The following is a 23925-nucleotide window of genomic DNA, read 5'->3' as shown; positions in this document are numbered from 1 at the left end:
GGCAATTCCGGCGCATGAAGAATGCTGGCAGGCTGGTTCGTGCCCGATATGGGTATTTTCTTCGCCTCCGACAACGGAAATACGAGGGAAAACCCGGATCAGGCCTTGTCTCTCTTGGCCAGCACGTCGTCTATGATCGCCATGGCTGCAAGAAACGCGGCTTCTATAGCCATTTCGCTGGTATCAAGCAAGTGCGCGTCGACCGCCGGCTTCAACGGTGAGTCCGCTCGACCCATGTCGCGCTCGTCGCGGCGCACGATATCGGCGAGGATCTCGGTGAAATCAGCGGTCCCGCCGATGCTCTCGATCTCGGCCAGCCGGCGCTGTGCCCGCACCTCGGCGCTGGCCGTCACATAGAGTTTGATGTCGGCGTCGGGGCAGACGACGGTGCCGATGTCACGGCCGTCGAGCACGGCCCCGGGCGGCGTCTTGGCGAAGTCGCGTTGTTTCTCGACGAGGATGCGCCGCACCGTGGGGTACACCGCGACCTTCGAGGCGGCCTCGCCGACCGCATGCGCCGACAAGACCGTCCGGTCGAGCCTTGCCAGATCGACCTGGCGCGCCGCGGTTTCGGCGGCCGAGACATTGCCGAGCGGCAGCGCGTGCTGGATCAGCGCATAGGCGACGGCGCGATAGGTGAGACCGGTGTCGAGCAGGTTTAGCCGGTAATGGTCAGCCAACCGCCGGGCGAGGGTGCCTTTGCCGGCGCCGGCGGGGCCGTCGATGGCGATGGTGAAGGTCGAGCTCATTTGGCTGGTCTGAAAAATCGAAATGCCAACACCGCCGCGGCAATCAGAACCGACAGCGGCAGCGCTATAAACGGTACGACGCCAATTGTTACAAAAGCCATTGCACCGAACCCTTTGATCAGCACCGCAAGGAAAACCCATTTGTTGTTTTCCAGGAGGGTGGCTGCGTAAACCGACAGATACATCATCAGAAATTGAAGTAACAAAATCCAAAAAAGAAAGGCAAAAATGCCTACGCGGTTTTTGAAAACAAAACGCTCAATTAGATAAGGGACCAACGCCGCTCCTAGGCAAGCTCCTAGGATTGGCCAGTCGTGCAACATTTGCTATCCAATCTCCGCGCCCAGCGCCTTCATCAGCCCCATGAATTCCGGAAAACTCGTCGCGATCATCGCCTGATCGTCGATGGTCACCGGCTTTTCCGTCGCCAGCCCCATCACCAGAAAGCTCATGGCGATGCGGTGGTCGAGGTGAGTCTGCACGGTGGTGTCCTGGCCGTTGGGATGGCCGCCAAGGCCCTTGCCGCCCGGTTTGCCGCGCACGGCGAGCGAAGCCTCGCCCTCGGTGCAATCGACGCCGTTGAGCTTCAGCCCGTTGGCGACGGCCGACAGCCGGTCGGACTCTTTCACCCGCAGCTCTTCCAGCCCTTGCATCAGCGTTTCCCCCTCGGCAAAGCTGGCAGCGACCGCGAGCACAGGGTACTCATCGATCATGGACGGCGCCCGCTCGGGCGGCACGATGACGCCTTTCAGTTCGGAATAACGCACGCGCAGGTCGGCGACATCCTCGCCGCCGGCATTGCGCGGGTTGAGGATTTCGATGCTGCCGCCCATCTCCTGCAGCGTCAAAAGCAGGCCGGTGCGGGTCGGGTTCATCAGCACGTTTTCTATTGTGATGTCCGAACCCGGCACGATCAGTGCGGCCACCAGCGGGAAACCGGCCGAGGACGGGTCGCCCGGCACGGCGATGGTCTGGCCGGTCAGCCTGCCCTGGCCTTCGATGAAGATGTGGCGCACGCCGCGCTCGTCGGTTTCGACCGACAGATTGGCGCCAAAACCCTTCAGCATCTTTTCGGTGTGGTCGCGCGTCATGACAGGCTCGATCACCGTGGTGATGCCCGGCGTGTTCAGCCCGGCCAGCAGCACCGCCGATTTCACCTGCGCCGAGGCCATCGGCACGCGGTAGGTGATCGGGGCGGCGTGCTTCGGTCCATGCAGCGTGATCGGCATGCGGTCGCCTGGCGTCGCCTTCAGCACCTGCACGCCCATCTGGCGCAAGGGTTCCAGCACGCGGCCCATCGGCCGGCCCGACAGCGAGGCGTCGCCGATGAAGGTCGTCTCCATGTCATAGGTGCCGACAAGGCCCATGGTCAGCCGCGAGCCGGTGCCGGCATTGCCGAAGTCGAGCGGGCCTTCCGGCTGCAACAGTGCGCCGTTGCCGGTGCCGCGGATCACCCACTCGTCGCCGTTCTTCTCGATATGTGCGCCCATTGCCTTCATGGCCGCACCCGTGCGCATCACGTCCTCGCCTTCGAGCAGGCCGGTGATGCGAGTCTCCCCGGAGGCGAGGCCGCCGAACATGAAGGAACGGTGCGAGATCGACTTGTCGCCCGGCACGCGCGCGATGCCGGAAAGGGCTGGGGATTGGCGGGCGGTGGCCGGCTTGGGGGCGGCGGCGTGAGACATGGAATTTCCCTGGACGGAATGCCGGCAGGCCGGCGCTTTTCATTTGTTGCGGCGGTCTCGTATCACGGCGGGCCGAAATGGTCATCCCCCATGGTCGTCACTGACGCGAGGCCTTTCAATGCATGGTTTTGTGACGCCGGCTTTTCGCTTTGACAGCGCTGCAAACTGTGGTTAAGGGGACCACTCTTTTATTGACGAGGCTTGCCGTGGCAAAAACCGAACTTGGCACAAAACGTATCGACCCGGAGACGGGCCGAAAATTCTACGACCTGAACAAGGACCCGATCGTCTCGCCATACACTGGCAAGACCTATCCGCGTTCCTATTTCGAGGAAGGCAAAATTGCCGCTCTCGAGGAGGAAGAGGAAGTGGCCGAGAAGGAAGTGGACGCCGAGGAAGAAGAAGGCGTTGAGGTCGTCTCGCTCGAAGAGGCTGATGAGGACGTCAAGGGCGACGACCTGCCGGATCTTGGCGACGACGAGGACGACGTCGATCTCGGCGACGACGAAGATGACACCTTCCTTGCCGACGAAGAGGAAGAAGACGACGATGTCGCCGACATGATCGGCGTCGGCGACGACGACGACGAGGTCTGATCGGCCTTGAAAGCGGGCGTTTGCGGGCTTTCGAGGCCTGTGAAGAAAAAGCGGCTCTCGAAGGCTTGATATCTGAGAAGGGCGGGGTTAGAAGCCGCCTGCACTAACGGCGCGGTCTCCAACCCGCGCCGGATCTCTTCGCCGGAAACGGCGCCGGTTGACTGCCGGAAGTGGGGCCATAGCTCAGTTGGGAGAGCGCTTGAATGGCATTCAAGAGGTCGTCGGTTCGATCCCGATTGGCTCCACCAAACAGTCCCTCTGCAATTCGCAGCCGATGAATGTGCCGCACTGCGGCCATCGCGCTTGATGGCCAGTTCAGGCAACGCCGCTGAAAGCGCCTCCATCAACGGAACGAACGAGCCATTTCTCGAGAGCGATCGCTCGCCGGACAAAGTCCTCATTGTTCATGGAGCGCTTAGAGACTGAAAGGCAGCCCGATCACCACTCGGCGAAGGAGCCGTCCTTGTGGCGCCAGACCGGATTGCGCCAGCGGTGGCCTTCCTTGGCGCGTTCCTTGACATAGTCCTCGTCGATCTCGACACCCAGGCCCGGTCCGTCGGGAATGGCGACATAACCATCCTCGTAGCGGAAGACATCCTTGTTGGCGGCATAGTCGAGCAGGTCGTTGGCGGCATTGTAGTGGATGCCGAGGCTCTGCTCCTGGATGAAGCAGTTGTAGCTGACCGCGTCGAGCTGCAGGCACGCAGCAAGCGCGATCGGCCCGAGAGGGCAATGCGGCGCCACCGCCACGTCATAGGCTTCCGCCATCGCCGCGATCTTGCGGCATTCGGTGATGCCGCCGGCATGCGACAGGTCTGGCTGGATGATATCGACGACACCTTCCTCGAACACCGACTTGAAGTCCCAGCGGCTGTAGAGCCGCTCACCGAGCGCAATCGGCGTCGAGCCAAGCGCGGCGATCTCCTTCAGCGCCTCGCGGTTTTCGCTGAGCACCGGCTCCTCGATGAACATCAGCCTGTAAGGCTCCAGTTCTTTGACCAGGGCACGCGCCATCGGCCGGTGGACGCGCCCATGAAAATCGACGGCGATGCCGATGTTGGGTCCGACCGCCTCGCGCACCATGGCGACGCGTTCGACAGCGGCATCGATCTTGTCGTGGCTGTCGACGATCTGCAACTCCTCGGTACCGTTCATCTTCAACGCCAGGAAACCGCGCGCAACCATTTCCCGGGCACCGGCCGCGACTTCTGCCGGCCGGTCCCCGCCGATCCAGGAATAGACCTTGATCGTGTCGCGCAGCTTGCCGCCGAGCAATTCATGCACAGGCACGCCGAGCGCCTTGCCCTTGATATCCCACAGTGCCTGGTCGATGCCCGCAATGGCGCTCATCAGGATCGGCCCGCCACGGTAGAAGCCGCCGCGGTGCATCACCGTCCAGTGGTCCTCGATCAGGCGGGGATCCTTGCCGATGAGGTAATCGCCAAGCTCCTTGACCGCTGCCTCGACGGTCAGTGCCCGGCCCTCGACGACCGGCTCGCCCCAGCCGGTGACGCCGGCATCGGTCTCGATTTTCAGGAACAGCCAGCGCGGCGGAACGATGTAGGTGGTGAGCGAGATGATTTTCATGCGCAGTCTCAGTTGCTCTTGAGTTTCTTGGCGCTGACGAGGTCGCGCGCCGCGAGGTCGAGGATCTTGTTTGCCGCCCCGCGTGCCGCCTCGGCATTGCGCATGCGCAGCGCCTCGACCACCTCGAGGTGCGCCGCCACGGCCTCCATGCGCCGGTCGAGCGAAATCACCGCCGTCGCCTCGAGCGAGAATTTGAGCCCGGTGTCGATGAGATTGCCGATCTGGCGAAAGATCGGGTTGTGGCTCGCGGCATAGACGATCTGGTGGAAGGCGATGTCGCTGCGCGAGAAGGCGGCGAGATCCTCGCCGGCGCCAGCCATGCCTCGCCATGCCGCTTCGAGGTCGGCGATTTCCTGCAGCGTCGCGCGGGTGGCGGCGAGTTCTGCGACCAGCGGTTCGATGGCGCGGCGCGTTTCGAGGATGGCGTCGAAGAGCTTGTCGTCCAGCGCGTGCGGCGCGTGCCAGGCGAGCACCTGCGGGTCGATGATGTTCCAGTCGTCCTCGTTGCAGACGATCGTGCCGATGCGTGGCCGCGACAGCACCAGCCCTTTGGCGGCCAGCACCTTCAGGGCTTCGCGGATCACGGTGCGGCTGACCCCATACTCGACGCCGAGCTCGTTTTCGGTCGGCAAGGAGGAGCCGGCCGGATAGCGCCCGGAGAAGATGTCAGAGGCTATCGCCTTGGTCACATCCGGCATCACGCGCGGGCGGCGAGTGGTCGTATCTCCCGGGGCTTTTTTCAGAATCTCGGTCACCTCAGCCCTCCTCCAAGGCGGCGAACCGCTGGTTTCGCACAACCGGTCCGCCCTTAACGGATGCGGATCGATTGCGCTAGCGATCGCTGGTCAGAGCATGTACATTAATTATCATACCAGATCAATTGACGAGTATGATAAAAGCGATTAGAGACTCCGGCATCCGGGCTGAGCGCCCGGTCTATCGCTGGGAGGTAATCATGCGACTTTTGAAGACCGCGCTCGTCGCGGGCGCGCTTGCCGTGCTGTCCGTCACGACCATCGCTGCATATGCTCAGGACACCAAAATCGGTTTCATCGTCAAACAGCCCGAGGAGCCGTGGTTCCAGGATGAATGGAAGTTCGCCGACCAGGCCGCCAAGGAGAAGGGCTTTACCCTGGTCAAGATCGGCGCCGAGGACGGTGAGAAGCTGATGTCGGCGATCGACAATCTCGGCGCCCAGGGCGCCCAGGGTTTCATCGTCTGCACACCGGACGTAAAGCTTGGCCCCGGCATCGTCGCCAAGGCCGCCGCCAACAATCTCAAGCTGATGACTGTCGACGACCGTCTGGTCGGCGCCGACGGCAAGGCGCTGGAAGACGTGCCGCATATGGGCATTTCGGCCACCAAGATCGGCGAAGCCGTCGGCCAGGCGATCGTCGACGAAATGAAGGCGCGCGGCTGGAAGGCGGACGAGGTCGGCGCAATCCGCGTCTCGTATGACCAACTGCCGACCGCGGTTGACCGCGTCGAAGGCGCCATCTCGGTGCTGAAGGCAAACGGCTTCACAGCCGAGAACATTTTTGACGCCCCGCAGGCCAAGACCGACACGGAAGCTGCCCTCAATGCGGCGACTGTCGTGCTCAACGCCCATGCCGACATCAAGAAGTGGGTCTCCTTCGGCCTCAACGACGAGGCGGTGCTCGGCGCAGTGCGTGCTTCCGAAAGCGTCGGCATCCCCGCTGACAGCGTGATCGGCGTTGGCATTGGCGGCGCGGATTCCGCGATCAACGAGTTCAAGAAGCCGACCGCCACCGGCTTCGTCGGCACCGTGATCATCTCGCCGAAGCGTCATGGCTACGAGACGGCGCTCAACATGTATGACTGGGTTGCCAACAACAAGGAACCGGAGAAGCTGATCCTGACTTCGGGTGCACTCGCCAAGCGCGACGACTACCAGAAGGTCCGCCAGGGCCTCGGCATCGAATAATCCTCCCTGTACAAACAGGCGGCGGCTCATCCCGCCGCCTGTTTGTCATGGCTCAAAAGGATCGGCTCGTGTCCTTTCTCGACTTCTCGCACGTCACCAAGACCTATCCGGGCGTCAAGGCGCTGTCGGACGTTTCGTTCGGCGTCGACAAAGGCGCCGTGCATGGCCTGATGGGCGAGAACGGCGCCGGCAAATCCACCCTGATCAAGATCCTGTCCGGCGACCAGCATGCCGATCAGGGTGAGATCCGCATTGACGGCAGGGTTCAGGCCTATACCTCGACCCGGGATGCCTTCGACAATGGCGTCATTGTCATTCATCAGGAACTGCAACTCGTTCCTGAACTCACCGTTGCCGAAAACCTCAGCCTAGGTCGTTTCCCCGCCAACGCCGGCATCATCGCCGGTCGCCGGATGCTGGACGACGTCGGCGCCAAGCTGAAATCGGCCGGTATCGACATCGACATGCGCCGCAAGGTCAAGACGCTGTCGATCGGCGAACGCCAGATGGTCGAGATCGCCAAGGCGGTCATGCTCGACGCACGCGTTATCGCGCTGGACGAACCGACCTCGTCGCTGTCCTCGCGCGAAAGCGAAATCCTGTTTGCCCTGATCAATCGCCTGCGCAGCGAGGGCAAGGTCATCATCTACGTCTCGCACAGGCTCGACGAGGTGTTCCGGCTCTGCGACAGCCTGACCGTGCTGCGCGACGGCAAGCTCGCGGCGCACCACGCGTCGCTGAAAGGCGTCACCCGCGATCAGGTCGTCGCCGAGATGGTCGGCCGCGAGATTTCGGATATCTGGGGTTTTCGCGCACGAAAAACAGGCGATGTCCGCCTGAAGGTCGACGCTCTCAGCGGCCCCAAACTGCAGACACCGGCCAGTTTCGAGGCAAGGGCAGGCGAGATCGTCGGCTTCTTCGGCCTGATCGGCGCCGGGCGCTCGGAGCTGATGCGGTTGGTCTATGGCGCCGATCCGCGTTCGGGCGGCACCATCACCGTCGACGGCAAGCTGGTTCGCGCCACCGATCCGCGTGGCACGATCCGGGCCGGCATCGTGCTGTGCTCGGAGGATCGCAAGCATGACGGCATCATCCAGGGGCGCTCGGTCGAGGAGAACATCAACATCTCGTCGCGGCGCCATCACACACGCTTCGGCGTGCTCAACCGCGCCAGCGAGATCGCCACGGCCGAGACCTTTATCAAGAAGCTGAAGGTGCGCACGCCGTCGCGCAAGCAGGACATCATCAACCTCTCCGGCGGCAACCAGCAGAAGGTCATCCTCGGCCGCTGGCTGTCCGAACAGGGCGTGCGGGTGCTCATTGTCGACGAGCCGACGCGCGGCATCGATGTCGGTGCCAAATCGGAAATCTACGAACTGCTCTACCAGCTTGCGCAGGACGGCATGGCGATCGTCGTGGTCTCGTCCGAACTGCCGGAGGTGATGGGCATCTGCGACCGTATTCTGGTGATGTGCGGTGGCCGCGTCAGCGCTGAACTCACCCGCGACCAGTTCGCCGAAAGGGCGATCCTGGCCGCCGCTCTGCCCGATCAGAAAACCCCCGACGCGATCGCATCCTGAGGACTTTGGCATGACCGACCAGTTGAAAAAAATCCTGCTCGGCGAACAGGGCCTCGTCGTCATCTTTGTCGTCGCCTTCGCGCTGGTGTCGGCTCTGGTGCCGAACTTCCTTACGGACCGCAACATGCTCGGCCTGCTGCAGTCGGTGGTCACCGTCGGTATCGTCGCCTGCACCATGATGTTCTGCCTCGCCGCGCGCGACTTCGACCTGTCGGTCGGTTCGATCGTCGCCTTTGCCGGCATGGTCGCTGTGATGGCCTCGAATTACACCGGCTCGATCCTGCTTGGCCTGCTGGCGGCAATCGCCTGCGGCGCTTTCGTCGGCTTCATCAACGGCGTTGTCATCGCCAAATTTCGCATCAACGCGCTGATCACGACGCTGGCCACCATGCAGATCGTGCGCGGCTTTGCGCTGATCGCGTCCGACGGCCGCGCCGTCGGCATCAACAGCCCGGATTTCTATCAGCTGGCGCTCTCGAAACTGCTCGGCATACCGACGCCGGTCTGGGTGCTTGCCATCCTGTTTTGCATCTTCGGCTTCGTCCTCAACCGGACCGTCTTCGGCAAGAACACGCTGGCCATCGGCGGCAATCCGGAGGCCTCGCGGCTTGCCGGCGTCAATGTCGACCGGACGCGCATCTGGATTTTTGCGCTGCAAGGCGTCGTCTGCGGTATCGCCGGCATCCTGCTGGCGTCGCGCATCACCTCGGGCCAGCCCAACGCGGCGGTCGGGCTGGAACTCTCGGTCATTTCGGCCTGCGTGCTCGGCGGCGTTTCGCTTGCCGGCGGCCGCGCCACCATGTCGGGCGTCATCGTCGGCGTGCTGATCATGGGAATCGCCGAAAACGCCATGAACCTGCTCAACATCCCGGCCTTCTACCAGTACATCGTGCGCGGCGTTATTTTGCTGCTGGCCGTGCTGCTCGACAATCTGCGCTCATCGGCACTGGGTCGGCGATAGGCTGGAGGAACAAAAATGGCTGAGCGCCTTTCCGGCAAACGCATCTTCCTGACGGGTGCAGCGCAAGGCATCGGGCTTGCCATCGCCGAAGCCTGTTTGGCCGAAGGCGCAAAACTGTTCCTGGTCGACCGCGATGCCGCACTGCTGGACAAGGCAGTCGCCGGCCTTGCCGCACCGCAAGGCCATGTCGGACATGTTGCGGCCGACATAAGCGACAGCGCCGGGATTGCGGCTGCCGTCAGCCAAGCGGCTGCCGAGATCGGCCCGATCAACGCGCTGATCAACAATGCCGGGGTCAATGTGTTCTCGACGCCGCTCGAGGCGACCGAGGAAGAGTGGAACCGCAACTTCGACGTCAACGTCAAGGGAGCCTGGAACTGCAGCAAGGCGGTGCTGCCGGGCATGATCGCGAGCGGCGGCGGCGCCATCCTCAACATCGCCTCGACGCACAGCTTCACCATCATCCCGCATACCTTCCCCTATCCGATCGCCAAGCACGCGCTGCTCGGCCTGACCAAATCGCTGGCACTCGAATATGCGGCGCAAGGCGTGCGCGTGAACGCGCTGGCGCCGGGCTATGTCGAGACGCAGAAGGCGATCGATTACTGGAACAGCTTTGCCGACCCGGCCACAGCACGCGCCAACACCATGGCACTGCACCCCGGCGGCCGCATCGCCACGGCGCACGAGATCGCGCTTGCCGCGGTGTTCATGATTTCCGACGAGTGCCCGTTCATGAACGCGGCCACGCTCGTCGTCGACGGTGGACTGAGCCAGCTCCAGCATCCCGCCTGAACGCCGGAAAGACCATGACCAAGAGACGATCGCAGCAGTGGTTCGGCGGGCTGGGCAAGGATGCCTTCATCCACCGCAGCTGGATGAAGAACAACGGCCTGCCCGATGATGCTTTCGACGGCCGCCCGGTGATCGGCATCTGCAACACATTCTCCGAATTCACGCCTTGCCACGTGCATTTCCGCGGCCTGATCGAGCATATCAAGGCGGGCGTGCTGGAAGCCGGCGGCCTGCCGCTCGAATTCCCGGTCTTCTCTTGCGGCGAGTCCAATCTGCGGCCGACGGCGATGCTGTTTCGCAACCTCGCCTCGATGGATGTCGAGGAGGCAATCCGCGGCAATCCCATGGATGGCGTTGTGCTGATGGCCGGCTGCGACAAGACCACGCCGTCGCTGGTCATGGGCGCGGCTTCCTGCGACCTGCCGTCGATCGTCATCTCAGGCGGTCCGATGCTCAATGGCCGCTTCCAGGGCCGGGAGATCGGTTCCGGCACCGATGTGTGGAAGTTTTCGGAAGACGTTCGCGCCGGCGTGATGAGCGAGCAGGATTTCGCCAATGCCGAGAGCGCCATGTCGCGCTCACCCGGTCACTGCATGACCATGGGCACGGCCTCGACCATGGCCTCGATGGTCGAGGCGCTCGGCCTGGCGCTGCCGGGCAACGCCGCCTATCCGGCAGTCGATGCACGCCGCAGCCGCATCGCCCGCATGACCGGACGGCGCATCGTCGAGATGGTCAATGAGGATCTGCGCCTGTCGGCTATCCTCACCAGACAAGCCTTCGCCAACGCGATCCGCATCAATGGCGCGATCGGCGGCTCGACCAATGCGGTCGTGCATCTGCTGGCAATCGCCGGCCGCGTCGGCACCGAGCTGACGCTGGACGATTGGGACAGATATGGCCGCGATGTGCCGACCATCCTCGACCTGATGCCGTCCGGCCGTTTCCTGATGGAGGATTTCTGCTACGCCGGTGGCATTCCGGCCGTCATGAAGGAGATGGCCGATCTGCTTGATCTCGACGCGCTGACCGTCACCGGCAAGAGCGTGTGCGAGAACATCACTGACGCCCAAAACTACAATCCGGAGGTGATCCGCCCGCGCGACAAGGCGCTGACATCGCACGGCGGCATCGCGGTGCTGCGCGGCAATCTGGCGCCCGACGGCGCCATTATCAAGCCGTCCGCCGCCTCGCCAGCGCTGATGAAGCATCGCGGCCGCGCCGTCGTCTTCGAGGACATCGACGACTACAAGGCGCGCGTCGACGATCCCTTGCTGGACATCGACGATGCGTCGATCATGGTGCTGAAGAATTGCGGGCCGAAAGGCTATCCTGGCATGGCCGAAGTCGGCAACATGGCGCTGCCTCGGAAGCTGCTGAAGCAAGGCGTCCGCGATATGATCCGCATCTCCGACGCCCGCATGTCCGGTACCGCCTTCGGCACTGTCGTTCTGCATGCCGCACCCGAAGCCGCTATCGGCGGCCCGCTGGCGCTGGTCAGGAGCGGCGACTTCATCGAGCTCGATGTCGAAGCGAGGAAGCTGCATCTCGACGTGTCGGAACAGGAGTTGGCGCGGCGTCGTGAATCCTGGCTACCGCCCGTCCCGGCGATGCGCGGCGGCTATCAGGGGCTTTACGTCGACCATGTCCTGCAGGCGGATCGTGGCGCCGACCTCGACTTTCTCGTCGGAAGCCGTGGCCACGCCATCCCGCGCGAAAGCCATTGAGGCCGACCAGCATGCCTAATTTCCGGCCTTTCGATTTCCACGGCATTCACGCCATTCTCTACGCGCTCTTTGACGTGAACGAACAGCTGGACCGCGCGGCGATGCGTCGGCAGGTCGAGATCTGCCTCGCGACCGGCGTGCACGGCATGGCGGCGCTCGGCCTGGCAACGGAAGTCGCCAAGCTGACCGAGGCCGAGCGTCGGACGATCATGGACTGGACGGCGGAAGACACCGCAGGAAAAGTGCCGCTCGCCTTCACCATCTTCGGTTCTTCTGTGGCTGAGCAGGTGGCGCAGGTTCGCCATGCCGAAAGCGTCGGAGCGGATTGGGTGATCCTGCAGCCGCCGCCAGCCGGATCCTATGGTGCGCCGGAATACATCAAGTTCTTCGGCCGCGTCGCCGAGGCGACCGACCTGCCGGTGGCGATCCAGAACGCGCCGGCGTTTTTCGGGCGCGGCCTGTCATCGGACGAAATCCGCGAACTCGTCACGCTGCATCCCAACATAAGGCTGATCAAGGGCGAAGGTCCGGTCACCGACATCGCCGGGCTGATCGAGCGCACCGAAGGCCGGATACCGGTTTTCAACGGACGCGGCGGCCTGGAACTGATCGACAATTTCCGCATCGGTTGCCGCGGCATGATCCTGGCGCCGGATTGCGCCGACTATGCCGTGCGCGCCTATCATGCGTTCCGCGCCGGAGACGAAGTCACGGCCGAGGCTGAATATGCAAGAATATTGCCGGCTGCCGTGTTCGTCATGCAAGGCATCGAGAGCCTGGTCTGTTACGGCAAGCGGCTGTTCGGCGCCCGCGCCGGCATCCCGGTACATGACCGGGCTCCGGCGATGCGGCCAGGCGAGCCTGGCCTCGCAATGGTGGAGCGCTTTGCGATTGGTCTGGGTCGGTTGCCTGGCTGAACGGCAACTGCCTTTCAGTAGGTCGTCCGTCCACCCGACAGGTCGAACGTGGAGGCGGTTGTAAAGCTGTTCTCCTTGGAGACGAGCCAGGCGACCATCGCCGCGGCTTCGTCAACCTCCAGCAGGCGGCCGCGCGGAATGCGCGAGCGCATATATTCGATGTGCTCCGGCGTCAGTTGTTCGAGGATGCGCGTCTGTGCCGTGGCCGGCGAGATGCAGTTCACGGCGATGTCGTACTGCGCCAGTTCCTTGCCGAGCGACTTGGTCAAGCCGATGACCGCCGCCTTCGAGGCTGAATAGGCGGAGGCGTTGGGGTTGCCTTCCTTGCCGGCCACCGAAGCGATGTTGACGATCCGTCCGTAATTGCGCTCCTTCATTCCGGGAACCACGGCGCGATTGACGTAGAACGTACCGTTTACGTTGACGTCGATGACCTTCTTCCACGTCTCGATGTCGTAGACGTCGAGCGGGGCGGCCGGGCCGGCAATTCCGGCGGAATTGACCAGAATGGAAATCTTGCCGGCCAGCTCTTCGGTCCTGGCGCGCGCCGCGTCCACCGACGCCCAATCGGCGACGTCCACGGTCTCCGTCGTGGCGGCGCTGCCGAGTTCCTTCTTGGCGGTTTCGAGGCGGGCCTCATCGAGATCCCACAAGGTTACCGTCGCGCCGGAGGCGACGAAACGTCTGGCCATCGCAAAGCCGAGGCCCTGGGCGCCGCCGGTGACCACAGCGTGCTGGCCGTCAAGATCGATCCTGTTCATGTCGAGCGGTTCTTTCCGTTTGAGCTACTTCCGGGATAAAGGCCGGCCTGCGCAGGCGGGCGATATCGCTACATGGTTGCGCCAAGGCTCCATGGCACGAACTCGTTGTCGCCATAGCCGAGCGCTTCCGACCTGGTGCGCCCGCCGGATGCGACGCGCAGGATCTCGGCGAAGATTTCCCGGCCCTTCTCGGCCAGCGAGACGCCGTCCAGTATGTCTCCGCAATTGATGTCCATGTCCTCGCGCATCTGCTCGAAGATAAAGGTGTTGGAGGCAAGCTTGATCGAGGGCGTCGGCTTGCAGCCGAAGGCCGAACCGCGGCCGGTGGTGAAGCACAATATGTTGGCGCCGCCGGCGACCTGCCCGGTGGCCGAGACCGGATCGTAGCCAGGCGTATCCATGAAGACGAGGCCGCGCTCGTTGATCGGCTCGGCATATTCCAGCACTGCGCGCAGATTGGTGGTGCCGCCCTTGGCGGAGGCGCCGAGCGATTTCTCCAGGATGGTCGTCAGCCCACCCAGCTTGTTGCCGGGCGAAGGGTTGTTGTTCATCTCCATGTCGTGCCTGGCGGTATAATCCTCCCACCAGCGGATGCGCTCGATCAGCTTTTCACCCACCGCGCGGCTCTCGGCGCGCAAGGCGAGAAGATGTTCGGCGCCATAGATTTCGGGCGTCTCCGAGAGCACGGCCGTGCCGCCTTGCCCGACAAGCAGGTCCACCGCAGCACCCAGTGCCGGATTGGCGCTGATGCCGGAGTAGCCGTCCGATCCGCCGCATTGCAGTGCTAGCACCAGTTCGGAGGCTGGTTGCGGCGTCCTTTCGGCGGCGTTCACCGTAGGCAGCATGTCGACGATCGCCTTAACGCCGGCCTCGACTGTCTTTCGCGTGCCGCCGGTTTCCTGGATCGTCATCGTGCGGAAAATCGTGCTCTCCTCGATGTTGTACGACTGCATCCAGCGCGGAATCTGGAACGCTTCGCAGCCGAGCCCGACCATCAGCACGCCGCCGACATTGGGGTTCGTGGCAAAGCCCCATTGCGTGCGCTTCAGCAGGTCGTAAGCGGGACCCTTGGTGTCGATGCCGCAGCCGGTGCCGTGGACGAGTGCGATGATGCCGTCGATATTGGGATAGTCGCGCAGGATGCCAGACCGGTTGACCTCGTCGGTGATGAACCGGGCGACGCTGGCAGAGCAATTCACTGACGTCAGGACGGCGATGAAGTTGCGCGTGCCGACCTTGCCGCTCGGCCGGCGGTAACCCATGAAGGTGGCCCGCTCGGCCTCGGCAACGATCTCGGTTTGCCTGGTATTGGTGCCGAAGACGTAGTCGCGTTCGAAATTGCGCAGATACACATTGTGCTCGTGAACCCAGTCGCCGGCGACGATGGGTTCCCGCGCAAAGCCAATGGTCTGGCCGTATTTCACGATCGGGTCGTCCGAGCCGATGTCGCACAGCGCCATCTTATGCCCGCGCGGTATGCGCGCCTTCGCTGCCACGTCCCCGGCCTTGTCGCCGATCTTCAACGGATCGACTGCCAGAAGAATGTTGTCGGTATTCGACAGCTTGATGAACCGTGCCAGGACCCAAACTCTGAAAAAGCTCTCCCCGACAAGGAGCGTCGAGAGGCAAAAGTGATTTGGAATACTAATATAATAGAATGTCAGTGGTCAAGGTGCGGTTGCGAAAGGCCTGGACTGCAGGGCGTTGCGGCGGATCGGTCAGGTGAGTGGCGTGCGATGAGTGCGCCTTGCGGCGCAGTTTGAGGGCGGCAAACGGCTGGATGAAACAACGGATCGCCGCCCGGCCGGGACACGGTCAGTCGAGATGGAAGACCTCTTCCATCGCCGCCCACCATTCGCTGTCGGCGCGCGTCGGCAGTGGCGTCTGCATGGGGTCGCACAGCTCCCACCATTTGCGCATCGCCGGCGACTCGCTCATCCGCGCCGCATCCCTGGCGAAGTCGCTGCCGTGATACTCCCAGCAGGCGAACAGAAGGTTCTCCGGTTCGCGCAGGAAGATCGAATAGTTGCGGATGTTGGCGCGGCTGATGACGTCGAGCACTTCGGGCCAGACGGCGGCGTGGACGCGCTTGTAGTCCGCGATCGCCTCGGCTTTCACGCCGATACATAGTCCCATTCTTTGCATGCCGGTGGCTCGCAGGGGCTTCAGTCGAGAAGGTCGGCGGCGACTTCGAGCGTGTTGCGGAACGACGTCTCGAGATGATGTTCCATGGCCCTTGCCGCCCCCTCGGCGTCGTGGCGCTTCAGCGCGTCGAAAATGGCCTCGTGCTGCTCGATCGTCTGTTCTCCATAGCCCGGTCTTGGGATGGCGAGATAGCGTCCGCGATCCATCTGTGCCTTCGAGATGTCGACGGCTCTCCAGATCATCGGCAGGTCGCAGATCTCGGCTATGGTGCGGTGGAAGACATCGTCGAGCTGTATCGCGGTGGCATATCTGCCGCGGGATATGGCAAGCCGGTGCGCCGCCATGTTGTCTTCCAGCAATTCGCTGGCCGCCGCTGTGAACTTGGCGGCCGCGCGTCGGGCGCTCTCCATCTCCAGTGCCCGCCGAATGACATAGGCTTCTTCCAGGTCGGCCCGGCTGATCGGAGCGACATAGGTGCCGGTCTGTGCCAAGATCTTGACCAGGCCCTCGTCGCTGATGCGCTTGACCGCTTCGCGCACCGGGGTGCGCGACACCCCCAGGGCCTCCGCGATGGCGACTTCGTTGATGACCTCTCCCGGCTTCAGCTGCCCGACGACGATCAGGTTGCGGATCTTGTGGTAGATCTGATCGCGGAGCGGAAGAGCCCGATTGAGCGTCGAAGGATCCAGGTCCATTGCAAATCCGTGTCTTCGTTCACCAGAAATGGCCAGATAATACTAGAATGTCAATCGGAACGCATCCAATGGAAGCGGTCGGGTGTCGGTGGACACGATGTTCATAACGACCGCCGGAATCCACCTTGCCAGAACTATTATATTAGTGCAATAGTCATCATCCGCGGTGAGAAATTCAACCGCAACCGAGAGCCTTGACTGAGTCGCGTGTTCAAAAGCCCGGACGTTCAAGCCAGTTCGAAGAGGGGTCGAGCTGTGTTGAAGCGACTATTATACTAACATATCGATGGCCGATACCGAGGACGATCGGCCAGCCGCCAGGAGGAACCTAGCCAGATATGACTGTCGTCGCCGATTGCGCCTTGGACATGCGAGGCATCAGCAAGACGTTCCCGGGCGTGAAGGCTCTGTCCAACGTCAATTTCGCCGTCAAATTCGGCACCGTTCATGCGGTCGTGGGTGAGAACGGCGCCGGCAAATCGACGCTCATGAAAGTACTCAACGGGTCCTACGCACCCACCAGCGGCACAATCAGGGTCGGCGGCGCCGAAGTGCGCATGCGCCGGCCCGCCGACGCCCAGGCGCTGGGCATCCGCATGGTGCATCAGGAAATCAATCTGGTCCCCGACCTGAGCGTCGCCGAAAACGTCTATCTCGGCCGCATGCCGGGCAAGTGGACCTTTCTGCGCAAGGGCGAGATGATCCGGGCGGCAGCCGCCGTCCTCGATGAGCTCGGAGCGGCCATCAACCCGCGTGAACGGCTCGGCAACCTGTCGATCAGCCAGCAGCAGCTCGTCGAGATCGCCAAGGCCTACGCGGCGCAGCCCAGGATCATCGTCCTGGACGAACCGACATCGAGCCTCAGCGAGCATGAGACGGCGGCGTTGTTCCGGATCCTGCGCAAGATGCGCGATGACGGCATCGCCATCATCTACATCAGCCACCGACTGAAGGAGGTGCTCGAAATCGCCGACGAGGTGACTGTGCTGCGCGACGGCTCAATGATCGAGACGCGGCCGATCGAAGGCATAAATGCCGCTCACATGATCAGGCTGATGGTCGGTCGCGAAGTCAGCAATGTCTTCCCGAAAAGCCCGGCCGAGATCGGCAAGTCGGTGCTGCGCGTCGAACGCATCAGCGACGGCGCGCGCTTCCGCGATGTCAGCTTCGATGTACGCGCCGGCGAGATACTGGGCTTGACCGGGCTGGTGGGCGCTGGCCGCACCGAGGTCGCCCGCGCGATCTTCGGCCTGTCGCGGCTTGTCGAAGGCACAGTCAGCGTCAACGGACGCGAGGTCTCGATCAACTCGCCATCCCAGGCGGTCAGGGCAGGCATTGCCTATGTTCCGGAAGATCGCAAGGGCGACGGCGTCGTGCCTGGAATGTCGATCCGGGAAAACATCAGCCTGCCCATATTGCGCCGCCTGAGCCGTTTCGGACGCATCAGCCGCAGCGCCGATCACGCGCTTGCCGCGGACTCGGTCAAGCAGTTTTCAATTTCACCGCCCGACGGCGAACGGCGCATCAGCCTGCTGTCGGGCGGTAACCAGCAGAAGGTGGTCATCGCCAAATGGCTTGCCGCCAAACCTTCGGCCTTGATCCTCGACGAGCCGACGCGGGGTGTCGACGTCGGCGCCAAGGCCGAGATCCACCACATCATCGGCCAACTCGTCGCCGGCGGCATGGCGGTCGTGATGATCTCGTCGGAGCTGCCCGAAATCCTCGGTGTCTGCGACCGCGTGGTGGTGATGCGCGATGGCTATGCCTCCGAGCCTCTCCTGCGCAGCGAATTGAGCGAGGAGCGCATCATGGCGCTGGCCACGGGGGAGGAGATGGCGTGACCGAAGCGGCCATGGAGATCGGCGGTGTGAACCGCAATGACCGCTTTACGCGCGGCAGCAGGCTTGTCGATGTCCTGTCGAAGGCGGGGCTCGCCTTCGCTATCCTCGCCGTGATGCTCTACGGCTCCTTCGTCAGCCCCGCCTTCTTCACATCAGGCAATTTGCTCAACGTCCTGACCTCGATGTCCATCGTCGGCATCGTCGTCGTCGGCATGACCTTCGTGCTCGTGGTCGGCGGCCTGGCCGACCTCTCGGTGCCGGCCACCATCGCCTGCGGCGCCATCCTGTCGCTCGGGCTGCAGCCGATGATCGGGCCGCTGCCCGCATTCGTCCTGGCCGTCGGCCTTGCCGGCCTCATAGGCCTGCTCAACGGCGTCTTGGTCGGCTATGTCGGCATCAACCCCATCATCGCCACGCTCGGCATCGGCACGATCGGACTGGGCATCGTCCAGGCGGCTGTCGGCGGCGTCATCGTCTATGGCAGCAATCCCGCTTCCGCCGAGTTCGCCAAGGGCCGGCTGTTCGGCATTCCGGTCGTGGTGCTGATCTTCCTGGTCATCGCCCTTGTCGGCCATTTCGTGCTGTCCCGCTCCTTCTGGGGCAGATGGACGCTTGCCACCGGCGGCAATTACAGCGCCGCCGAGGCAAGTGCGGTTCCGGTGCAGGCCGTGAAGGCTGGCGCCTTCGTGATCACAGCACTCGCTTCCGGCATCAGCGGCGGCCTGCTCGGGCTGACGCTGCAGAGCGCGCGGCCGCTCATCGGCGGCGGCTACGAATTCAGTGCCATCACGGCGGTGGTGGTCGGCGGCGTGTCGATCGTCGGCGGCTTCGGATCGGTGCCACGGGCCATCGCCGGCCTCATCTTCGTGCAACTGCTGACCAACGTCATGGTGCTCGACGGTGTGCGCACGCCGATCCAGGGTTTCGTGCTCGGCATCCTGATCGTCGGCGCCGTTGGCATGGATGCGGCGCTGCGCAAGCGGGGCGTGTCGTGATGCGTTTTCTTTCGCTTGTCTCGCAGTATCGCGTCATCGTCATTCTCGGTCTGACGCTCGTCATTTCCGCGCTGGTGGTCCCCGGCTACCTCTCGGCATCGACCCTCGGCCTCGGCCTCGACCGGGCGGCGACAATCGGCCTGATCGCGATCGGCCTGACGGTGCTTTTGATATCGGGCCAGATCGACCTCTCCGGTGGCGCGGTGTTTGCCCTGGCCGGCATCGTATCGGTCATCCTGCAGCGAGAGATCGGCATCCTGCCTGCCGGGATCGTCGGCATCCTGGTCGGTACCCTGGCAGGCGCCGTCAACGGCATGCTGGTCGTCGGCCTGAAGGTGAATTCGCTCGTGCTGACGCTCGCGACGATGCTCATCTTCCGCTCGCTCGCGCACTGGATCACCAACAGCCAGCCGGTGACCGGAACCGACATCATGCTCTCCCTGGCGCTGGCCAAGATCTATCTCGATGTCTTCACCCTCCGCAGCGCGCTGTTCATCGCCCTGATCGTGCTGCTGCATTTCTGGCTGACGCGCACCATACCTGGGCGCAACGTCTTTGCGGTGGGATCCAACCCGGCGGCTGCCAAGGAAAGCGGTATCGCCTCGGACCGTATCGTTTTTCTCGGCTTTGTCTTTGCCGGCACGCTTGCCGGCCTGGCGGGGGTTCTCCAGAGCCTCGTCACCAACACCGGCTCGCCTGTCTTCGGCTCGGAACTGACGGTTGCCGTCATTGCCGCGGTCGTTGTCGGCGGGACTCGTCTCGAAGGCGGCAGGGGATCTGCGCTCGGCACGCTCGGCGGCGTGCTGACGATCGGTTCGCTGACCATCGCGATGGAGTTCCAGTCCGTTCCCGCATACGTCCAGCAGGTCGTGTCCGGGCTTATCCTGATCCTGCTCGTCGTGCTCGATCGGGCCGTTACCACCAAGGGGAGGGCTCCGGGCACGCGCCCGGCGCTCGTTCGCGACAATCCAATCACGCAAGGAGGAACCACATGATTGGGAGGAAACACATGATTGGCAAGAAAAGCATGCTTCACGTCGCCGCCGTGGCGGCTGTGCTGGCATCGACGGGCTGGGCCAGCGCCAAGACGGTCTGCTACGTGACGGCAGCGGATTCGCATGCCTACGCGACGCCGGCCAACAAGGCGCTTCAGGCGCGCGCCGCGGAACTCGGCATCGAGATCCTGAGCCTCAGCCAGGATTTTGATGTCCAGAAAGGCACCGAGCAGCTCAACACCTGCGTTGCGCGCAAGGTCGACGGCATCATCCTGTGGCCGCTCGACCCGCAGGCATACATACCGGGGCTGGCGCGCGCGCAGCAGGCGAACATCCCGGCGATCCTCATCAATTCACCGATGAGCGACGATGCCAAGCCGTTCATCAAGTCGTTCACCGGGCCTGACGTCTACGAGGAAGGCAAGCTGGCGGCGGACTCGCTGAGCAAGGCGCTCGGCGGCAAGGGCTCCGTCGTCATCATCGCCGGCCAGGCCGGCAACGGCACCACGATCGGACGCGTCAGCGGCTTCACCGACCGTCTGAAGGAAACCAATGCCGACATCAAGGTGCTCGACACGGTCAACGCCGACTTCGACCAGCAAAAGGCACTGGTGGTCAGCCGCGATCTGATCACACGCTTCGGCGACCAGATCAGCGGCGTCTACGCCAATGACGACACGATGGCCCGCGGCTTCATCGACGCATGGAAGGAGGCCAACCCCTCCAAGGCCGCACCGCCGATCGTCGGCATCAATGGCCAGAAGGATGCGTTCGAATGGATCCGCACCAATGAAATGTACTCGACCATCGTCCAGTCCCCCGTCGAGGATGGCCGCCTGGCGATCAACACGATGGCCGAGATCATCGACGGCAAGCAGGTCAAGGACCGGCTGCCCATCCCGCTGACCGTCGTCACCAAGGACAACGTCAACGCGGTCGAACCAGCGTTCTGATACGAGGAGGCCGGCCCGGTGTATTCGGGCCGGCCTCCTTTTCTTCCAGAGAGAGAAATTCTAATAGCGGCGGCAGAATTGGAATAAACTAACTCTACAGAGTTTGTGGAATAAGCAATCTGCACTGGCGATCTGGTTTCCACCCGGACAGGACCACGCCATGCCCACTCTTTCGCATCAGCTACTCACCAAAGCAGGCATATCCGGCCGCCTTCGTCAGGCAGCGGGAGAGAGGCCATGAGCCGGGTCGTGCCGGACCGCATCAAGGTGCTCTGGTTTCTGCCGACGCATGGCGACAGCCGTTATCTTGGCACGGCCGAGGGCGGCAGATCGGTCGATCTGCCGTATCTGACTCAAGTGGCGAAGGCGGCCGACACGCTCGGCTACTATGGCGTGCTGTTGCCGACCGGCCGCTCGTGCGAGGATTCCTGGGTGATCGCATCGGCTCTTGTGCCGATGACCGAACGCTTGCGTTTCCTTGTCGCCGTGCGGCCCGGTTTGCAGTCGCCAACGCTGGCCGCGCGCATGACTGCGACGCTGGATCGCATCTCCAATGGCCGCCTGCTGATCAACGTCGTCACCGGCGGCGATCCGCTGGAGAACAAGGGCGACGGCATTTTCCTGTCGCATGCCGAGCGCTACGAGGTGACGCAGGAATTCCTTCGGATCTACAAGCGGGTGCTGAGCGGCGAGACGGTCGAGCATGAGGGCAAGCATTTCCGCATCGAGGATGGAAGGCTGCTGTTTCCGCCGGTGCAGACGCCCTATCCCCCGCTCTACTTCGGCGGCTCGTCCGATGCCGGGTCGACTGTGGCAGCGCAGGAGATCGACAAATATTTGACCTGGGGCGAGCCGCCAGCCGATGTCGAGCGCAAGCTGGACGGCATGCGTGAACTGGCGCAGAAGGCTGGCCGCAAGCTCTCCTTCGGCATTAGGCTGCATGTCATCGTCCGCGAAACCACCGAGGAGGCTTGGGCCGCGGCCGACAGGCTGATCAGCCGGCTCGACGATGCGACGATCGCCTCGGCGCAGAAGGTCTTTGCCCGCATGGATTCGGTCGGCCAGGCGCGGATGAGCGCATTGCATGGCGGCAATCGCGCCAAGCTCGAGATCGCCCCCAACCTCTGGGCCGGCGTCGGCCTGGTGCGCGGCGGCGCAGGGACCGCACTTGTCGGCGATCCCGACACGATCGCCGAGCGCATCGACGAGTACCGGCGCCTCGGTATCGATACTTTCATCCTTTCCGGCTATCCGCATCTCGAAGAAGCCTATCGCTTCGGTGAGCTGGTGCTGCCGAAACTGCCGACCGACCATCCGGTCAAAGCAGCCGGCTCGTCCGTAAACACCGGTCCGTTCGGCGAAACCATCGCCGGCGACCACCGGCCGAAGTCGCTCGCCAGCGCCTCGTGAACTTGCTTCCTGCGTCCTCGCGGTTGCGCGTCGCCATTATTGGCGGCGGCTTTTCCGGCGCCGCGGTGGCGTGGCACCTGGCGCAAATGCCTCGGCCGGAGCGGATTTCCATTTCCGTGGTCGAGCCACGGCCGGTTCTTGGCGGTGGCCTTGCCTATTCCAGCGAGGAACCGTCTCATCGGGTCAATGTCCCCGCAGCCAGGATGAGCATGGCTCCCGACGACCCGCAGCATTTTGCACGCTGGTTGACTGGCAGCGGAGAACTCGAACGCGACCCGGACGCCATCTGGAAGAACGGCGACGCTTTTCCGCGCCGACGCGTGTTCGGTCGCTACGTCGCCAAGCATCTGGCGCCGTATCTTGGTTCCGGCCTTGTCCGTCATGTCGAAGGTCCCGCCATGCGCGTGACGCGCGATGCCAGTGGCGCGGGCTGGACCGTGCATACGTCCAGTGGGTTGGTCGCTGCCGATATCGTCGTCCTGGCAGCGACGCACCCACAGCCCGCGATTCCAGCCGCGCTGGTCCACCTGTCGGAAGCACCGGGTTTCATCGCCGACCCGTACGCACCAGCGGCGCTTGCCGGGATCGGTCCGGAGGCGTCGGTGCTGATCGTCGGCTCCGGGCTGACCTCTGCCGACATGGTCGCCGAACTCGACCGTCGTGGCCATCGCGGTCGCATCCTGGCGCTGTCGCGCCGCGGCTTACGCTCGCGCGGACACCCCGATGTCAGGGGCGAGCCCTTTGGCGATTTTGCATTCGAGCCGGCCACGACGGCGCTCGGCCTGCTCAGGGCCATTCGGGCGACGCTGACAGCTGCGAGAGCGGCCAATGTCAACTGGCAGTCGGTCTTCGACCAGCTGCGCCTGCAGGGGCCGGTGCTGTGGGCCGCACTTGCCCCGCCGGAGCGGACAAGGCTGGTCCGCCGGCTGCGCGTGTTCTGGGACGTGCATCGCTTCAGGATCGCTCCGCAGGTGGCGGCGGTGCTCGACCGGCGTCATGCGGCCGGAACATTCGACACCATTGCCGCCAGGATTGTCGCGTCGAACGATGAGGACGGCAGCCTGGCTGTCAGCTTTCAACGGCGCGGGCAGACACGGATCGAGACGACGCGCTTCGATGCCGTCATCAACACTACGGGTCCGGCTCATGGGCAGGCATTACAGCTGAACCCGGCGCTGAGCTCGCTGGCGGAAGCCGGCTTGATCAGGACGGACCAATATGGACTTGGCATCGAGACAAGTCTCGACAGCCGCGCAATCGGCTCGGACGGTGAGGCGGTTGCGACACTCCTGGTCGCCGGCCCGCTGGCAAGAGGCACTTTCGGCGAGCTCATGGGTCTGCCGGAAGTCGCCCGCCATGCCCGTGCGGTCGCGGGGGAAATTGCCAAGCTGCTGGTTACGCTGCCGTCAGCGCAGGCGATCGGCGCCCATGCCGCGCATGGACCTCTTGCGGGCTGACATCTGCAGGCCGGGTTCGGCAGCGAAAATTGGTATTTCCGTCCCAAGAGTGCCCTAAAAACGGAAAATCCTTCTTTGTATATATATTCTATAAACATAATAAATATCGGCGAAGTCCGGCTGCGGCCGGA

Annotated in this window: 22 protein-coding genes and 1 tRNA gene; 14 read left to right on the top strand and 9 right to left on the bottom strand. The window is 63.4% G+C overall.

The genetic code is table 11. From position 1 onward, the window contains the following. Window positions 1-98: 98 nt before the first annotated feature. Genes cmk through aroA form a run of 3 tightly spaced genes read right to left on the bottom strand, consistent with a single transcriptional unit; the run spans window position 99 to window position 2434 of the window. A complete protein-coding gene (cmk, locus tag EJ079_RS04340) occupies window positions 99-749 on the bottom strand; it encodes a (d)CMP kinase (RefSeq protein ID WP_127808189.1) in 651 nt (216 codons plus the stop codon). After that, a complete protein-coding gene (locus tag EJ079_RS04335; protein ID WP_127395334.1) occupies window positions 746-1072 on the bottom strand; it encodes a hypothetical protein in 327 nt (108 codons plus the stop codon). The genes cmk and EJ079_RS04335 overlap by 4 nt, the downstream gene beginning before the upstream one ends. A 3-nt stretch (window positions 1073-1075) precedes the next feature. Beyond that, window positions 1076-2434, bottom strand: a complete 1359-nt coding sequence (gene aroA / locus EJ079_RS04330) for a 3-phosphoshikimate 1-carboxyvinyltransferase (RefSeq protein ID WP_127808188.1) — start codon at window positions 2432-2434, stop codon at window positions 1076-1078. A 206-nt stretch (window positions 2435-2640) separates the two neighbouring features. Between aroA and EJ079_RS04325 the strand changes: the two genes are divergently transcribed. Together EJ079_RS04325 and EJ079_RS04320 are read left to right on the top strand one after the other, a co-directional pair. Then, window positions 2641-3030 carry a TIGR02300 family protein gene (locus EJ079_RS04325; RefSeq protein WP_013528180.1) on the top strand — a complete coding sequence of 130 codons (390 nt, stop codon included), beginning with the start codon at window positions 2641-2643 and terminating at the stop codon, window positions 3028-3030. A 172-nt stretch (window positions 3031-3202) separates the two neighbouring features. Continuing rightward, window positions 3203-3278, top strand: a tRNA-Ala gene (locus EJ079_RS04320). 190 nt (window positions 3279-3468) lie between these two features. Here the strand turns inward: EJ079_RS04320 and dgoD are convergent. Then, on the bottom strand, window positions 3469-4617 hold the full coding sequence (dgoD, locus tag EJ079_RS04315) for a galactonate dehydratase (RefSeq protein WP_127267760.1): 1149 nt from the start codon (window positions 4615-4617) through the stop codon (window positions 3469-3471). An 8-nt stretch (window positions 4618-4625) separates the two neighbouring features. Further along, complete coding sequence (locus EJ079_RS04310) at window positions 4626-5372, bottom strand: FadR/GntR family transcriptional regulator (protein WP_127808187.1); 747 nt, start codon at window positions 5370-5372, stop codon at window positions 4626-4628. A 200-nt stretch (window positions 5373-5572) separates the two neighbouring features. Between EJ079_RS04310 and EJ079_RS04305 the strand changes: the two genes are divergently transcribed. The 6 genes from EJ079_RS04305 to EJ079_RS04280 all read left to right on the top strand — a co-directional run bounded on the left by EJ079_RS04305 (window position 5573) and on the right by EJ079_RS04280 (window position 12542). After that, complete coding sequence (locus EJ079_RS04305) at window positions 5573-6562, top strand: arabinose ABC transporter substrate-binding protein (protein ID WP_127808186.1); 990 nt, start codon at window positions 5573-5575, stop codon at window positions 6560-6562. A 68-nt stretch (window positions 6563-6630) separates the two neighbouring features. After that, window positions 6631-8142: an L-arabinose ABC transporter ATP-binding protein AraG gene (araG, locus tag EJ079_RS04300; protein WP_127808185.1), complete on the top strand. Its 1512-nt coding sequence runs from the start codon at window positions 6631-6633 to the stop codon at window positions 8140-8142. Window positions 8143-8152: 10 nt separating this feature from the next. Then, on the top strand, window positions 8153-9103 hold the full coding sequence (gene araH / locus EJ079_RS04295; protein WP_027039818.1) for an L-arabinose ABC transporter permease AraH: 951 nt from the start codon (window positions 8153-8155) through the stop codon (window positions 9101-9103). Window positions 9104-9118: 15 nt separating this feature from the next. Continuing rightward, window positions 9119-9898, top strand: coding sequence for an SDR family oxidoreductase (locus tag EJ079_RS04290; RefSeq protein WP_127808184.1), 780 nt, complete (start codon window positions 9119-9121; stop codon window positions 9896-9898). 14 nt (window positions 9899-9912) lie between these two features. Further along, window positions 9913-11625: an IlvD/Edd family dehydratase gene (locus EJ079_RS04285; RefSeq protein ID WP_127808183.1), complete on the top strand. Its 1713-nt coding sequence runs from the start codon at window positions 9913-9915 to the stop codon at window positions 11623-11625. 11 nt (window positions 11626-11636) lie between these two features. Further along, window positions 11637-12542 (top strand): dihydrodipicolinate synthase family protein, encoded by a 906-nt coding sequence (locus EJ079_RS04280; RefSeq protein WP_127808182.1) that lies wholly within the window; start codon window positions 11637-11639, stop codon window positions 12540-12542. Window positions 12543-12556: 14 nt separating this feature from the next. Here EJ079_RS04280 and EJ079_RS04275 read toward each other — a convergent pair whose 3' ends face one another. The 4 genes from EJ079_RS04275 to EJ079_RS04260 form a co-directional block, all read right to left on the bottom strand. After that, window positions 12557-13303 carry an SDR family NAD(P)-dependent oxidoreductase gene (locus tag EJ079_RS04275; protein ID WP_127271930.1) on the bottom strand — a complete coding sequence of 249 codons (747 nt, stop codon included), beginning with the start codon at window positions 13301-13303 and terminating at the stop codon, window positions 12557-12559. Between the two features lie 68 nt (window positions 13304-13371). Next, window positions 13372-14883 carry an altronate dehydratase family protein gene (locus EJ079_RS04270; RefSeq protein ID WP_127808181.1) on the bottom strand — a complete coding sequence of 504 codons (1512 nt, stop codon included), beginning with the start codon at window positions 14881-14883 and terminating at the stop codon, window positions 13372-13374. A 235-nt stretch (window positions 14884-15118) separates the two neighbouring features. Then, entirely contained in the window at window positions 15119-15448 is a 330-nt protein-coding gene (locus tag EJ079_RS04265; protein ID WP_127808180.1) for an L-rhamnose mutarotase, read from the bottom strand. Window positions 15449-15468: 20 nt separating this feature from the next. Beyond that, window positions 15469-16143 (bottom strand): GntR family transcriptional regulator, encoded by a 675-nt coding sequence (locus EJ079_RS04260; protein WP_127808179.1) that lies wholly within the window; start codon window positions 16141-16143, stop codon window positions 15469-15471. Window positions 16144-16481: 338 nt separating this feature from the next. Between EJ079_RS04260 and EJ079_RS04255 the strand changes: the two genes are divergently transcribed. From EJ079_RS04255 to EJ079_RS04230, 6 genes are all read left to right on the top strand, one after another. After that, window positions 16482-17984 carry a sugar ABC transporter ATP-binding protein gene (locus EJ079_RS04255; protein ID WP_127808178.1) on the top strand — a complete coding sequence of 501 codons (1503 nt, stop codon included), beginning with the start codon at window positions 16482-16484 and terminating at the stop codon, window positions 17982-17984. Continuing rightward, window positions 17981-18979, top strand: a complete 999-nt coding sequence (locus EJ079_RS04250; RefSeq protein WP_245273225.1) for an ABC transporter permease — start codon at window positions 17981-17983, stop codon at window positions 18977-18979. The genes EJ079_RS04255 and EJ079_RS04250 overlap by 4 nt, the downstream gene beginning before the upstream one ends. Beyond that, window positions 18979-19974: an ABC transporter permease gene (locus tag EJ079_RS04245; RefSeq protein ID WP_127808177.1), complete on the top strand. Its 996-nt coding sequence runs from the start codon at window positions 18979-18981 to the stop codon at window positions 19972-19974. Before EJ079_RS04250 ends, EJ079_RS04245 begins: the two co-directional genes overlap by 1 nt. 14 nt (window positions 19975-19988) lie before the next feature. Further along, complete coding sequence (locus EJ079_RS04240; RefSeq protein WP_127808176.1) at window positions 19989-20927, top strand: sugar ABC transporter substrate-binding protein; 939 nt, start codon at window positions 19989-19991, stop codon at window positions 20925-20927. A gap of 237 nt (window positions 20928-21164) precedes the next feature. Then, entirely contained in the window at window positions 21165-22337 is a 1173-nt protein-coding gene (ssuD, locus tag EJ079_RS04235) for an FMNH2-dependent alkanesulfonate monooxygenase (RefSeq protein ID WP_127808175.1), read from the top strand. Next, entirely contained in the window at window positions 22334-23794 is a 1461-nt protein-coding gene (locus EJ079_RS04230; RefSeq protein WP_127808174.1) for an FAD/NAD(P)-binding protein, read from the top strand. The genes ssuD and EJ079_RS04230 overlap by 4 nt, the downstream gene beginning before the upstream one ends. Window positions 23795-23925: the final 131 nt, after the last annotated feature.

It is taken from the genome of Mesorhizobium sp. M7A.F.Ce.TU.012.03.2.1 (assembly GCF_004006095.1).
Lineage (GTDB): Bacteria > Pseudomonadota > Alphaproteobacteria > Rhizobiales > Rhizobiaceae > Mesorhizobium.
Note: the sequence above shows the minus strand (reverse complement) of the source record. Positions and strands in the feature narration are given on the sequence as shown.

Coding starts and splice junctions, on each gene's coding strand:
- EJ079_RS04255 (WP_127808178.1), top strand. CDS start 16,482: ATGACTGTCGTCGCCGATTGCGCCTTGGACATGCGAGGCATCAGCAAG.
- ssuD (WP_127808175.1), top strand. CDS start 21,165: ATGAGCCGGGTCGTGCCGGACCGCATCAAGGTGCTCTGGTTTCTGCCG.
- EJ079_RS04335 (WP_127395334.1), bottom strand. CDS start 1,072: ATGTTGCACGACTGGCCAATCCTAGGAGCTTGCCTAGGAGCGGCGTTG.
- EJ079_RS04285 (WP_127808183.1), top strand. CDS start 9,913: ATGACCAAGAGACGATCGCAGCAGTGGTTCGGCGGGCTGGGCAAGGAT.
- EJ079_RS04240 (WP_127808176.1), top strand. CDS start 19,989: ATGATTGGCAAGAAAAGCATGCTTCACGTCGCCGCCGTGGCGGCTGTG.
- EJ079_RS04290 (WP_127808184.1), top strand. CDS start 9,119: ATGGCTGAGCGCCTTTCCGGCAAACGCATCTTCCTGACGGGTGCAGCG.
- EJ079_RS04245 (WP_127808177.1), top strand. CDS start 18,979: ATGCGTTTTCTTTCGCTTGTCTCGCAGTATCGCGTCATCGTCATTCTC.
- dgoD (WP_127267760.1), bottom strand. CDS start 4,617: ATGAAAATCATCTCGCTCACCACCTACATCGTTCCGCCGCGCTGGCTG.
- EJ079_RS04280 (WP_127808182.1), top strand. CDS start 11,637: ATGCCTAATTTCCGGCCTTTCGATTTCCACGGCATTCACGCCATTCTC.
- EJ079_RS04265 (WP_127808180.1), bottom strand. CDS start 15,448: ATGCAAAGAATGGGACTATGTATCGGCGTGAAAGCCGAGGCGATCGCG.
- araH (WP_027039818.1), top strand. CDS start 8,153: ATGACCGACCAGTTGAAAAAAATCCTGCTCGGCGAACAGGGCCTCGTC.
- EJ079_RS04305 (WP_127808186.1), top strand. CDS start 5,573: ATGCGACTTTTGAAGACCGCGCTCGTCGCGGGCGCGCTTGCCGTGCTG.
- cmk (WP_127808189.1), bottom strand. CDS start 749: ATGAGCTCGACCTTCACCATCGCCATCGACGGCCCCGCCGGCGCCGGC.
- EJ079_RS04275 (WP_127271930.1), bottom strand. CDS start 13,303: ATGAACAGGATCGATCTTGACGGCCAGCACGCTGTGGTCACCGGCGGC.
- aroA (WP_127808188.1), bottom strand. CDS start 2,434: ATGTCTCACGCCGCCGCCCCCAAGCCGGCCACCGCCCGCCAATCCCCA.
- EJ079_RS04260 (WP_127808179.1), bottom strand. CDS start 16,143: ATGGACCTGGATCCTTCGACGCTCAATCGGGCTCTTCCGCTCCGCGAT.